This window comes from Streptococcus acidominimus (assembly GCF_001921825.1).
Classification (GTDB): Bacteria; Bacillota; Bacilli; order Lactobacillales; family Streptococcaceae; genus Streptococcus; species Streptococcus acidominimus.
The window spans coordinates 1-12,767 of record NZ_MSJL01000055.1; the positions used below are offsets into that span (position 1 = coordinate 1).

Annotated in this window: 13 protein-coding genes; all 13 read right to left on the reverse strand. The window is 43.5% G+C overall.

Going from position 1 to position 12,767, the window contains the following annotated elements:
- Positions 1-1,177: 1,177 nt before the first annotated feature.
- Entirely contained in the window at positions 1,178-1,645 is a 468-nt protein-coding gene (smpB, locus tag BU200_RS09205) for an SsrA-binding protein SmpB (protein WP_075099870.1), read from the reverse strand.
- Positions 1,646-1,647: 2 nt separating this feature from the next.
- The gene (gene rnr / locus BU200_RS09210; protein WP_075099871.1) at positions 1,648-3,987 is read right to left on the reverse strand and encodes a ribonuclease R; all 2,340 of its coding nucleotides are present in this window, start codon (positions 3,985-3,987) and stop codon (positions 1,648-1,650) included.
- A 1,707-nt stretch (positions 3,988-5,694) separates the two neighbouring features.
- Positions 5,695-5,928, reverse strand: coding sequence for a preprotein translocase subunit SecG (secG, locus tag BU200_RS09215; protein ID WP_075099872.1), 234 nt, complete (start codon positions 5,926-5,928; stop codon positions 5,695-5,697).
- A gap of 45 nt (positions 5,929-5,973) precedes the next feature.
- Positions 5,974-6,123: a 50S ribosomal protein L33 gene (gene rpmG / locus BU200_RS09220; RefSeq protein WP_075099873.1), complete on the reverse strand. Its 150-nt coding sequence runs from the start codon at positions 6,121-6,123 to the stop codon at positions 5,974-5,976.
- The gene (locus tag BU200_RS09225; protein WP_479692379.1) at positions 6,123-7,325 is read right to left on the reverse strand and encodes a multidrug efflux MFS transporter; all 1,203 of its coding nucleotides are present in this window, start codon (positions 7,323-7,325) and stop codon (positions 6,123-6,125) included. The genes rpmG and BU200_RS09225 overlap by 1 nt, the downstream gene beginning before the upstream one ends.
- A gap of 4 nt (positions 7,326-7,329) precedes the next feature.
- Positions 7,330-7,926 carry a dephospho-CoA kinase gene (gene coaE / locus BU200_RS09230; protein ID WP_075099875.1) on the reverse strand — a complete coding sequence of 199 codons (597 nt, stop codon included), beginning with the start codon at positions 7,924-7,926 and terminating at the stop codon, positions 7,330-7,332.
- Positions 7,923-8,747 (reverse strand): DNA-formamidopyrimidine glycosylase, encoded by an 825-nt coding sequence (gene mutM / locus BU200_RS09235; protein WP_075099876.1) that lies wholly within the window; start codon positions 8,745-8,747, stop codon positions 7,923-7,925. The genes coaE and mutM overlap by 4 nt, the downstream gene beginning before the upstream one ends.
- 182 nt (positions 8,748-8,929) lie before the next feature.
- Complete coding sequence (locus tag BU200_RS09240) at positions 8,930-9,367, reverse strand: GNAT family N-acetyltransferase (RefSeq protein ID WP_075099877.1); 438 nt, start codon at positions 9,365-9,367, stop codon at positions 8,930-8,932.
- Between the two features lie 117 nt (positions 9,368-9,484).
- Positions 9,485-10,384, reverse strand: coding sequence for a GTPase Era (era, locus tag BU200_RS09245; protein WP_089503578.1), 900 nt, complete (start codon positions 10,382-10,384; stop codon positions 9,485-9,487).
- A 9-nt stretch (positions 10,385-10,393) separates the two neighbouring features.
- Entirely contained in the window at positions 10,394-10,795 is a 402-nt protein-coding gene (locus BU200_RS10850) for a diacylglycerol kinase family protein (RefSeq protein ID WP_089503579.1), read from the reverse strand.
- Complete coding sequence (gene ybeY / locus BU200_RS09250) at positions 10,776-11,273, reverse strand: rRNA maturation RNase YbeY (protein WP_075099878.1); 498 nt, start codon at positions 11,271-11,273, stop codon at positions 10,776-10,778. The genes BU200_RS10850 and ybeY overlap by 20 nt, the downstream gene beginning before the upstream one ends.
- A gap of 371 nt (positions 11,274-11,644) precedes the next feature.
- A complete protein-coding gene (locus tag BU200_RS09255; RefSeq protein ID WP_075099879.1) occupies positions 11,645-12,343 on the reverse strand; it encodes an HAD family hydrolase in 699 nt (232 codons plus the stop codon).
- Positions 12,344-12,525: 182 nt separating this feature from the next.
- On the reverse strand, positions 12,526-12,767 hold a 242-nt coding region (locus tag BU200_RS09260), incomplete at its 5' end, for an IS3 family transposase (RefSeq protein ID WP_142237006.1).

Genomic DNA, 12,767 nt, shown 5'->3' on the forward strand with positions numbered 1-12,767 from the left:
AATACTACTCGCATGATGATTACCTCTTTGTCTTGAATGATGATTTGTTTTAGTGATTTCATTTTCAATACACGACGTCGGGCGTCCCACATACTTTGATAAAATTCTGCCTAAAACAAGTGTCTTGTCTGTTTTCACTACGACGTCAAGCGTCAAAAGGAAATACGACATAACAAGACACTTCTACTTTATCATAAAGAAAAAGTAGAGAAGTTATCTCCCGTCGGAGAATTCTTCTCTACTAAGCTTAGTATGTTTTCATTCACTTTTTACGCCCTTTGTATCTTATTTAATTGAACTCGGGCTACGAGCTGTGCAAAAAAGATAGTTTTTCTTAGCTCCAAAGGTATAGGATACCTTTGGAGACGAGAAATAGAAGTTTGCGAAGCAAACTCTCGTCCAAAAGTTCTGCGTCAAAACTCCTATTTTGGCGTTGCTCGCTTCCACAGTCTAGGAACAGACTGTGGAAGGTTGGAGATAAAACGAGTGAAACTCGTGTCAAACGCCCTCGTATCTTGTGTAATTGAACTCGGACTACAACGCGCTGACACAGCGTAGCCAAAAAGTTGAGCAACCCTAGATAAAAGACACAGTAGGCATCTGATTGTCGCTACCACGCCAATCTAGTTGCCTTTGTGTGGGGGGGCTCACTACGAAGCGAACCGCTTCTGTTCGGCCGCCTATTTTGTCTGGGCGTTGCTTCCACAGTCTAGGAATAGACTGTGGAAGGTTGGAAATAGAACGAGTGAAACGCGTGTCAAACGTCCTCGTATCTTGTGTAATTGAACTCGGGCTAAAAGCTCGGAAAAAAGATAAATACTCCTAGAAGCAGAGACTTCTTCGTCGTATTTCCTATTTTTCATTCGCTTTTTACGCCCTTTGTATCTTGTAATTGAATTCGAGCTACAACGCGCTGACAAAAAGATCAATCTCATTGGTTGCAAAGCAACCTGCTTCGATTGCCTATTTTGTCTGGACGTTGCTTCCACAGTCTGGGAATAGACTGTGGAAGGTTGGAAATAGAACGAGTGAAACGCGTGTCAAACGCTCTCGTATCTTGTGTAATTGAACTCGGACTACAACGCGCTGACAAAAAGATCAATCTCATTGGTTGCAAAGCAACCTGCTTCGATTGCCTATTTTGTCTGGGCGTTGCTTAACGTCCTCGTATCTTGTTTTACCTCGCGTTAATTGCTTTCATGGTGCGGGCAATATCACGATTTTGTTCGCGGCGCTTGATTGACTCACGTTTGTCGTAATCGTGTTTTCCTTTGGCAAGACCGATTAAAACCTTGGCAAAGCCGTCCTTGAGATAAACCTTGAGTGGAACTAGGGTCATACCTGTTCCTTTCACTTCATTTTCAAGATTTGCAATTTGCTTCTTGCGCAGGAGCAACTTGCGCGTTCTGGTCGGATCTTGATTCCAAATATTTCCCTCATCATAAGATGCAATATGAACATTATTGAGCCAGGCTTCACCCTTACGAATCTGTGCAAAGCCGTCCTTTAAATTGATACGCCCTGCTCGGATAGACTTGATCTCTGTCCCTGTCAAGACCAATCCCGCTTCAATGGTATCCACAATGGTATAGTCATGACGGGCTTTCTTATTTTGTGCAAGAATCTTTCCCTCACCCTTTGCCATCTCTATCTCCTTTTTTTACGTTTTGTTTTTGCCACTTCCTTATAAAATGGTTTCTTTTTCTTGTCTTTTGATTTCGCTTTTTTGCTAGAACGGGAATCTGTTTCTCCCTGCTTGCGTCCCTTGCCCTTGCCACGACCCGTGCGATCCGAACGGTCACGATTGGCGTGGCTTTTGCTCTTTCTGGTCGCCTTGAGCGGTGCTTCAAGAATATCGACAGCAGACGGTACATGGGCAAAATCAATCTCACCTGTCAGCTTATCTGCCCGCATTAGCTTGATCCGGATGCTTTGTCCCACTCGGAACACACGTCCTGACTTTTCACCCTTGAGGGTCAAGGTTCGCTCATTGTACTGGTAAAATTCAGGCAATTGTTGAATATGAATCAAGCCCTCCACCGTATTAGGCAACTCGACAAAGAGACCAAATTTCACAATGCTGGACACCACACCATCAAACTCTTGTCCCACAAATTCTTGCATGTATTCTGCCTTTTTCATGGTCTCTACTTCACGCTCGGCATCAATCGCACGGCGCTCTAGACTGGAAGTCTGTTTGGCAATCCCAGGAATCGCTGCTTCAAAATGGGCAACAACTTCTGGAGTAAAGCTAGCATACTCCCGCACCAAGCGGTGCACCAAGAGGTCAGGATAACGGCGAATTGGACTGGTAAAATGCGTGTAATAATCCGCACCTAAGCCGTAATGACCATGATTATGCTCCGAATAGCGAGCCTGTTGCATGGAACGCAATAGCATCATATTGAGAACATCTGCATACGGTTCATTTGCCACACGAGCCATCAAATCCTGCAAAGCCTCTGATTTAATAGCGCTTGCCGTACCTGCAATTCCAAGGCCGAAACTGCTCGCATAGTCGATAAATTTTTGCAGCTTATCAGCCTTTGGTTCCTCGTGGATCCGATAGATGAAAGGAAGATCTAGCTTGCTAAAATGCTCCGCAACCGTTTCATTTGCGACCAGCATAAAGGACTCAATCATACGCTCTGCAATACCACGCTGACGCAGCTGAATATCAACTGGCAGACCTGTCTTATTGACGATAATCTTGGCTTCATGGGTGTCAAAATGGAGCGCTCCGCGCTTGAGACGCATCGTCTCTAAGGTTTCATGAAGTAAGACCATCTTCTCTACACTCGGAACAATGGTCGAAAACTCCTCCAATTTCTTCTTATCCCCTGCAATCATCCGATTGACATCCGCATAAGTCATACGATAAGTTGTCTTAATGACGGTCTGTCCAATCCAGTATTTGACTACCCGTCCTTTTCGGTCAATCTCCATGATCGCGGACTGGGTCAAGCGGTCAACATTGGGATTTAGTGAACAAATGCCATTTGACAAGCGTTCAGGCAACATTGGTACCACACGGTCTGTCACGTAGACAGATGTCCCTCGGGTAAGCGCTTCTTGATCAAGCGCAGAGCCTTCTCTCACATAGTAGGAAACATCTGCGATATGAACCCCAAGCTCTAGATTACCATTTTTTAATTGCTTAATATGCACCGCATCATCTAAGTCCTTGGCATCTGCTCCGTCAATGGTAAAGACAATCTCCTGACGCAAGTCCAGCCGCCCTTCATAGTCTTTCTCTGACAGCTGGTCGGGGATTTGTTCTGCCTCTGCTATGACTTCATCTGGAAATTCCGAATGAATATCCATGGATTCTAATACCTCGAGAACGTCGATACCAGCGTCATCCTGATGCCCAATAATCTCCTGGATTGTTGCCACAAAATAATCTCGTTTTTTGTTGGGATAATGCTCAATCTGAACCTTGACAATCTCTGTTCCATCTAAAACCAAGGCTGATTTTTTCAGATAAATCGGCTGGCTAATCTTTTGATTTTTCGATCTGATATAGCCGGCATATTCCTTTTTCTCCTCATCAAAGATGACCTGACCGACAGCTGTCTTGAGGTTATGCTCTAAGATCCCGATAACCTCTGCTTCCGCCACTGTCCCCTTAAAACGATCAGCAACTTTTTTTATCGCTACTTCAACCCTATCACCCTCGATAGCATAGTTGACATCATTCCGCCCAATAAACAAGTCATCTTCTGCTTCATCTACTGTAACAAAGCCGAAACCATTTTTATTGGCGCGAAACGTACCTATTAAGGTCACGCGGTTGCTTTTCTTCTTTTCTGGCAGGGCAATCCTCCCCTGATCATCAAAACACACTTGCCGGCGTCCTTCCATATTCGACACCTGCTTAACAAGCTGTATAAACTCTTTTGCAGACGCCGCTTGAAAATGGTCTGCAAGCTGATCCATACTCACAGGACCAACCGTTTGAATATAATCAATAATTTCTTTTTTCATTTTTCACTTTCGGTTAAATAAGATACGAGGGCGTTAAGCGAGCAACGCAAAAATAGGAGTTTTGACGCAGAACTACAAGTTCTAGGAAAAACTATCTTTTTTGCACAGCTCGTAGCCCGAGTTCAATTACAAGATACAAAGCCCGTTAAAAACTCAAAGCGCACTCAAGAGTATCCGTACCTGTAAAGCAAGCATAGCCTGCAACAGTTACGGCAAACTAGGAAATCTAACGCAGAGATTAGAGAGTTTGCTCCGCAAACTTCTATTTCCCGCCTCCAAAGGTATACTATACCTTCGGAGCTAGGAAGATTTATACCTAAAGGTAGCCACACCTGTAAGCAACTAAAGTTGCAACAGTTGCGTCTCTTTTTCGCACAGAGTTTAGGGCGTGTTCAGTTAAGATGTGAAGCCGTTAAAAAACCGACTGAAAATTAGGAAACATGACGAAGAAGCGTAGCTTCTAGGAATGTTTATCCCTAAAGGGAGCCACAGCTGTAACTAGCTAAAGCTAGAACACCTGCGTCTCTTTTTCGCACAGAGTTTAGGGCGTGTTCAGTTAAGATGTGAAGCCGTTAAAAAACCGACTGAAAATTAGGAAACATGACGAAGAAGCGCAGCTTCTAGGAATGTTTATCCCTAAAGGGAGCCACAGCTGTAACTAGCTAAAGCTAGAACACCTGCGTCTCTTTTTTCCGAGGTTTTAGGCTGAACTCAATTACCTAAGATACAGAGGACGCGAAGAGCAAAGTAAAAATAGGAGATTGACGTAGTGTTCCATGAACACGAGGAAATCTATCTTTTTTACACAGCTCTTAGTCCGAGTTCAATTAAGATGTGAAGCCGTTAAAAAACCGACTGAAAATTAGGAAACATAACGAAGAAGCGTAGCTTCTAGGAATGTTTATCCCTAAAGGGAGCCACAGCTGTAACTAGCTAAAGCTAGAACACCTGCGTCTCTTTTTTCCGAGGTTTTAGGCTGAACTCAATTACCTAAGATACAGAGAACACGAGGAAATCTATCTTTTTTACACAGCTCTTAGTTCGAGTTCAATTAAGATGTGAAACCGTTAAAAAACCGAACGAAAAATAGGAGTTGCTTAACGCTCTCGTATCTTGAGTTACACTTTTCTTATCTATCACTTGTCTAGTTATCAACTAGACAACTACCTGCGACTTTTGACGAAAACTTCGTTTTCTTCATTTCCCACCTCAACCAGTCTATCTCCCAGACTGGTTTGACGAAAACTTCGTTTTCTTCATTTCCCACCTCAACCAGTCTATCTCCCAGACTGGTTTGACGAAAATTTCGTTTTCTTTATTTCCAACCTCAAACAGTCTATCCCCAGACTGGTTTGACGAAAACTTCGTTTTCTTTATTTCCAACCTCAAACAGTCTATCCCCAGACTGGTTTGACGAAAACGTCGTTTTCTTCATTTCCAACCTCAAACAGTCTATCCCCAGACTGGTTTGACGAAAACGTCGTTTTCTTCATTTCCCACCTCAAACAGTCTATCCCCAGACTGGTTTGACGAAAACGTCGTTTTCTTTATTTCCAACCTCAAACAGTCTATCCCCAGACTGGTTTGACGAAAACTTCGTTTTCTTCATTTCCCACCTCAAACAGTCTATCCCCAGACTGTTTGAGCTTGTACTAAAAGTAAACTAAGTAACTATAAAAAAGAGACCAAGAACAAGTCCCAGTCTTTTTACTTACTTGAAATAATTACCAAGGCCAGCGCAGTTAACATCCAGCAAAAGACGAGAATAGCTGTTAAACGTTGCATAACAGCTTCAAAGCCACGTGCTTTTGTTCGCTCAAAGAGGGCTCCTGAACTTGCATCAAATACATTGCTAGATTGATTTTTAGCTGGTTGCATAAAGATTGCAATAATGATAATCGCAGATAAAATTAAAAGAATGGTTAATAAGACGTTGTACATATTTTTTCTCTTTCTTTAAGAACTCTCCACAGTATACCATAAAATTTATTTTGTTTCAAGATGCAATGTTACTTTTCTCTCTTTTGGGCAATATTTTAAGACTTCAATCTTCTGTGGATGTGTTTTGCTATTTTTACTGGTCAAATAATTTTTACTTCCGCATTCTGAACACTGTAAATTGATTTTAACTCTCACTAAATTTCCCTTACTTTCAAGTAGTTTCTAAAGCTAAAGAGCGACCAGATGAGATTAACCATGACTAAGCTACAAGTCGCATAGAAAACCCAGCGATAGCCTAGATAGGTCGCAACTCCTGACCCCAACATTGGTCCCAAGACAGAGCCTATATACATAAAGGTTTGATTGAATGAAAAAATTCGTGAAATCCCCTCTTTAGGTGTTAGTTTTGCAAGCAAGGAATTGACAGACGGCAAGAGGGCACCAGTCCCAAAGCCGTATAAAAAGCGGAAAATTCCTAACTGCAAAGGCGTTGTAGCATGGGCATTGAACCAGTTCATCACGAAACTGTACAACAATGCCGCAAGTAGAAGCCGGTGATTTCCGATCTTATCGCCTAATTTCCCCAGTTGGGGCGAACTAACCATAGAAGAAATTCCCAATACAGAGATAATCACACCTGAAACAAACAAGAGATTCTCTGTCTGACCCAAATGACGAATATAGAGGGTCAAAATCGGTACAACTGACTGGGCAGCCATTTGAATAATCATACTGGTGACAAATAGGCTGAATACAAGCTGCTTGTCCTTGATTTGATGAAAGACTTCCTGTAAGCTCATCTCCTGCCCTGCCTTGAGCGGCGTGAAATCTTCTTTGATATAAAAATAAGTCACGATCGTCACTAATAACAGCAAGAAGCCTACAATCAGAAAGACCTGTCGCATGCCAACAACTTCTGCCAAGAAGCCCCCTAGCATCGGACCAATCAGAGTTCCTGCTACCAGACCTGTCGACAGGGTTCCAAGGGCGTAACCCGTTTTTTCTTTGGGGACCTGACTAGCAATCAAGGCAGTGGAGTTCGGCACATAGCCTGCAAACACTCCTGTCATGATGCGTAAGAGAATCAACCAAAAGACACTCGGGACAAAGGCAAGACCTCCCATACTAAGAACCATGACCGAGCTAGCTCGAACCATCATTGGTTTTCGTCCATAGCGATCTGCAAGACTTCCCCAAATCGGGGACATAATGGCTGACGCTAAAGCTGTCGTTGATACCGCGAGGCCTGCATAAAATTCGACCTGATCTTTCGGTGTCCCTAATTCCTCGACAAAGACAGAGATAAAGGGCATCACCATTGAAAAACTAGCCCCTGTTAAAAAATTTCCTACCCAAGCAATTTTTATATTTTGCTTCCATACATCCTGATTTAAAATACAATCATCTTCTTTCTATACGCTGTAAAAGCTGGTCAACTTGTGCATAAGTTGCAAGCCTTTCTCCACTATTTTCAATCTGATAGGGAGTTCGCTTTTTCTTTTCTTCAAGTGGCATTTGCGCAGCTATCCGCTGCTTGGCTGCCACCTGATCCAATTGATTTCGCTCCATTAGACGCTCCAGTTGTAGCTCGGGTGCAAGCACAAGGAGCCAAACTTCCGACACCTCCTCCTCATAGCCTAGTTCAAAGAGCAAGGGAATATCCATAAAGAGTACCTCCTCCTCTTGGGCTAGCTGGTCACGTTTCGCCAGTAAAGTCTGCCGAATCACTTGATTCTGTAATTGAGAGAGGCGTTCGCGTACTCCTGCTTGCTCAAAGACCAGGCGGGCTAACTGCTTACGATCCAGTTCTCCATTTTTTGCTAAAATACTCGTGCCAAACTCTGCCACCAATACCTGATACAGTTTGCCACCCTTTTCTTGCAACTGGTGGACGACTTGATCAGCATCGATGACCGAATAACCCCGTTTTCGCAAATAATCTGTCACGGTTGATTTCCCTGAAGCAATGCCTCCTGTTATCCCGATTACCTGCGTCATGGCGCCACCTGACACTGGGGACAGATATGGGTTCCACGACCAGACAGCTGAAATTTGACAATCTCTGTCTGGCAACGCGGACAAGCCTGTCCTCCTTTTCCATAAACCTGTAAATAATCCTGCATACTGCCATCCATACCGAGTGCATTTTTATAGGTTCGAATGGTGGAACCTCCCTTTTCAATCCCTAATTGCAAAATAGCAATAATAGCTTGGTGCAAGTTCTTACTCTCTTTTGCCGATAGACTTTGGCTAGACCTTGCAGGATGGATTCCCGCCTGAAACAAGGCCTCGTCTACATAGATATTACCTAGCCCTACAACCAAGGTCTGATCCAACAAGGCAGCCTTAATCGGCTTTTTCAACTTGGCAAGCCGGTCTCTAAAGCTGGTATAGACAAAGGCTTCTTCTGTCGGCTCTGGTCCTAATTTCTTCGAGAGAAAATACCCTTCCACCTGCTCCTTGCCTAACAGTTCCATGGTTCCAAATTTTCGCACATCTTGATAGACCAGACAACCTCCGTCTGTAAAAGTGAAAAAAGCGTGGAAATGCTTATTTTCTGGTACTTGTTGTGGAAAATAATGGTACTTCCCCTCCATGCGTAGATGGGAAATGAGGACAAGATCTGTCAGGTAAAGCAGGAGATATTTTCCCCGACGCTTGATGGCACAAAATTCTTGCCCGACCAAGGCTTGGCGCAGACTATCCGCTCCTGTTAAGACCATGCGGGGATAAGCGATCTCCACTTTCTGAATTCTTTTTCCAACAACTAATCTTTCCAGCCCCTTGCGGACTGTTTCGACCTCTGGTAATTCTGGCATAATACGATACCAAGAGTGCCAAAAGCGACTGACATTTGAAGAAAGACCGAAGTACGCTTACGTACAAGTAATCTCTCCTTTTCGAGCGCTTAGCTCGGATGCAGCCCAACGACACTCCCTCCTTTCTTTCAGGGTTGAATATATAAACAAGTTTATACTTCATCACATTTTGGTATCGGTCTCTAATCCAGATCCAAAATATAGTGCACACTTCGACCTACTTCATGAAATCCAAGTCTTGCATGAAATTCCTGACTCAGGGTATTCTCTAAAGCACAGTCAGAAGCCAGTTGAAGACAACCTTGTCCTTTGGCCCATGATCTAGCAAATGCCAGCAATTCTCGAGCGATTCCTTGCTGCCTAACTTCCTCTGCCACACCAATACCTTCTAAATAGGCTATCGGCAGGTTGGAACATCCCTCCACGTATTCTTTTCGGAGAGATAGGCTTAGCCAAGCTAAGGCTTTACCTGCCCTCCAGTATAGGAACTCATGCGGGTATTGGTGCCTTAAAAATTTTGTTCTTAAAGTATCTATATCGGTAGACCAGACCTTACTAGCAAAACCTAGCCAAATAGCCAGCTCATCATCTTTTTCCACTAAAAGGATTGTCCCACTCATTTGCCAAAATTCCCCCGACTTACGCCCTGCATAAAAAGTCAACGGGCTACGCTACGCTGCCCGTTTGCTCAACCATTTCCTGCCCTAAAAACGATACTCTCTACAAAAGGAATTGGACTAATACTCTTTCTGATTATAGCCAAAGTCCGCGAGATCGAGCTTCTTGTCACGCCAATTTTTCTTGACCTTGACCCAGGTTTCTAAAAAGACCTTATCCCCTAGCATCAGCTCAATATCACGGCGCGCCATTGAACCAATCTTCTTGAGCATGGCTCCGCCTTTTCCGATGACGATCCCCTTTTGACTATCGCGCTCCACCATAATGGTTGCTCGAATATGAATCTTATCCGTCTCCTCGTCTCGCTTCATGCTATCAATGACAACAGCTACCGAGTGTGGGATTTCTTCACGGGTCAAGTGGAGAACTTTCTCACGAATCATTTCCGACACCAAGAAACGCTCCGGGTGATCGGTAATCTGATCTGCTGGAAAATATTGGAAACCTTCATCTAAGTTTTCTTTCAAGATTTCCATTAGACGATTCACATTATTGCCTTGAGTAGCAGAAATCGGGACAATCTCCTTAAAGTCCATCTGTTTTCTAAAATCATCAATCTGCTCCAAGAGCTGGTCTGGATGCACCTTGTCAATCTTATTGACCACCAGAATGACCGGTACCTTGGCAGACTTGAGGCGCTCGATAATCATATCGTCACCCTTGCCTCGTAGCTCGTCAGCAGGCACCATAAAGAGAACAGTGTCCACCTCGCGCAAGGTACTATAAGCAGACTCGACCATAAAATCCCCCAAGGCTGTCTTGGGCTTATGGATTCCCGGCGTGTCAATAAAGACAATCTGCTCTGTCTCTGTCGTATAAATCCCCATAATTTTATTGCGCGTTGTTTGCGCCTTGTCACTCATGATGGCAATTTTTTGTCCCATCACATAGTTGAGAAAGGTTGATTTTCCAACATTAGGACGTCCCAAAATGGCTACAAAGCCTGATTTAAATGTCATAGATACCTCTTAAAAAATGAAATTCCAAATTTTTGGAACGAAAATAATCAGTCCTGCCAAGAGAGCAAATCCTGATACAAACAATACTGCTCCTGCTGCCATATCCTTTGATTTTTTTGCCAGCATAGAAAAATGGTAGCCCGACGCCAAATCCACGACATTTTCAATCGCAGAATTGACGATTTCAAAAGCGATAACAAGGCTAATGCTTAGGAGCAAAAACAGCCACTCGGTCACCGATACCTGAAAAATAAATCCCGCTATCACGACCAAAATCGCAGATACGAGATGTTTACGCATGTTGCGCTCTTCCTTAAAAGCTGTGAGGAGACCTGTCACCGCAAATTCCAGACTGGCGACTAGATCCCTATTTTTCCATTTTTTTTGTGAATTATTCTCGTGTAAGTCCATAAGCTGTCAATATTTCTTCTTGTAATCCAAACATCTCTGCTTCTTCTTCGGGAGTATAATGGTCATACCCGTTGATATGCAGAAAACCGTGTACAGCTAAAAAGCCCATTTCGCGTTCAAAACTATGGCCATACTCTTCTGCCTGCTCATGCACCTTATCGACAGAAATGTACAATTCGCCGATATAGGCATCAAAATCCTCCAACATCTCGCTCAAGTCGGGATTGTCCAGTAGCATTTCCTCATCAAAGATAATCTCTGTTTCTGGCTTATACTCTAGGCTCACCACATCTGTCGGGCGGTCGATCCCCCGATATTCTAAGTTCACCTCATGCACACGCGCATTGTCAACAAAGGTCACAGCCATTTCCTTCTGCTCTTGGCCAATCCTTTGCGCCGCGAACTCCAGCAGGTCTCGAATCTGCTGCTGCATCTCCTCTGTCACTTGCTTTGTCTCATCAACCATTTCAATATACATGCTTCACCACATTCTTTCTTCATTCTATTATATCACAAAAAGTAGAGAGAAAGAAACAGACGCTAACCTATCTTTCGTAAGAAGAAATCCAAGAATCCAATCCGTATCGCTGCTATCCCCAGAAAGAGGCCTAAAATCTTTAGTGTTATATCTCCTGTATCACAAATGCCCCGACTAAGACCCAATAAAAATCGGAAAGTAAAGCAATGGAACTCGCGCTAAAAGCTGTGCCAAAAGAGCCATAGTTGTTGCTGTTTTAACTGGTTACAGATACAACTACCTTTAGACTTGCTTGTGTTCACCAAACACAGCGACAGTCTCCTATTTTTCTGACAGCTTTTTAACGGCTTCACATCTTGATAGACTTGAGTTCAGCCTAAAACCTGAATAGCCGCGAGTAGGTCTTCACGCTTCTCAACTACCGCATCTGCTCGGTAGGGACTATTAGGAGTTTTTCGCTTACGGTGATTGAGCCAGATGACCTTCCAGCCAGCTCCTTTAGCACCGACGACATCATTTTCAAAGGAATCACCGACATAGCATATCTCCTCGGGTAAGACCTGAAGCTTTTCTGCCATCAAGTCAAAGATAGCCTTTCGAGGCTTGGCGATTCCGACTTGACCAGAGATAAGGGTCAAGTCCTCCGAAATCCAGTTCGCCATCTCTAAAGATTGCAATTTGCGTAGCTGATGGAGGTGTGGTCCATTGGTAATAATGCCTAGATGAATCCCGTTCTCATGACAATAGTCGAAAATAGTAGGAAATTCTGGACTTAATAAGAGCCTGCCTTGATTTTCTTGATAGTCTTTTTGAATGGTGAGAGCCAGTTCGTCTGAAAGGTCATAGCCGAAGTCTGCTAGAGCTTGTTTCATCCGGTAAATATGACTGGCTTCAAGCGTCATTGCTCCTGTCGTTGCAGCCTCAAAGACCTCATCAGCATGGAGGCGAAAGGCGATATACAAGGCTTCCATTTGCTCATCCTGGACAGGGAGATGCGCCTGAATGGCCTGCTTAAAAGGCTCTTCTTGATTATACAAGGTGTCGTCCAAATCAAAAATCAATGCTTTCATACTTCTATTCTAGCAAAAATTAGGATTTATTGCTGAAATCAGACCAGAAATGGCTAAAGAGACTGCGAAGTATTGTCTAGCACCATGAAATACCCGTTCACACTAAAAAAACTCATAAATCCAGATTTTCAAAAGTTGATGAACTGCTCCCTGTCAAGTAGACAGTCAAATAATAAAAGATATTAAGCAACCTGATTCCTGAATTCCCAAGGGGTCAGGTTGTTTAATTTAGCTTGATAACGTTGTGTATTGTAAAACTGGATATAGCTTTCCACATCTGCGACTAGCTCCTCGTAAGTCTTGTATTTCTTGAGATGATAAGACTCTGTCTTGAAATGCCCAAAGAAACTTTCAATTGGTGCATTGTCGATACATTTCCCAACTCGTGACATGGATAGAGTGATGCCAGCCTGTGTTGTAAAAT

Excerpts from the sequence above, each read along its gene's own strand:
- smpB (WP_075099870.1), bottom strand. The coding sequence starts at position 1,645 with ATGGCAAAGGGTGAGGGAAAGATTCTTGCACAAAATAAGAAAGCCCGT.
- rnr (WP_075099871.1), bottom strand. The coding sequence starts at position 3,987 with ATGAAAAAAGAAATTATTGATTATATTCAAACGGTTGGTCCTGTGAGT.
- secG (WP_075099872.1), bottom strand. The coding sequence starts at position 5,928 with ATGTACAACGTCTTATTAACCATTCTTTTAATTTTATCTGCGATTATC.
- coaE (WP_075099875.1), bottom strand. The coding sequence starts at position 7,926 with ATGACGCAGGTAATCGGGATAACAGGAGGCATTGCTTCAGGGAAATCA.
- mutM (WP_075099876.1), bottom strand. The coding sequence starts at position 8,747 with ATGCCAGAATTACCAGAGGTCGAAACAGTCCGCAAGGGGCTGGAAAGA.
- BU200_RS09240 (WP_075099877.1), bottom strand. The coding sequence starts at position 9,367 with ATGAGTGGGACAATCCTTTTAGTGGAAAAAGATGATGAGCTGGCTATT.
- era (WP_089503578.1), bottom strand. The coding sequence starts at position 10,384 with ATGACATTTAAATCAGGCTTTGTAGCCATTTTGGGACGTCCTAATGTT.
- BU200_RS10850 (WP_089503579.1), bottom strand. The coding sequence starts at position 10,795 with ATGGACTTACACGAGAATAATTCACAAAAAAAATGGAAAAATAGGGAT.
- ybeY (WP_075099878.1), bottom strand. The coding sequence starts at position 11,273 with ATGTATATTGAAATGGTTGATGAGACAAAGCAAGTGACAGAGGAGATG.
- BU200_RS09255 (WP_075099879.1), bottom strand. The coding sequence starts at position 12,343 with ATGAAAGCATTGATTTTTGATTTGGACGACACCTTGTATAATCAAGAA.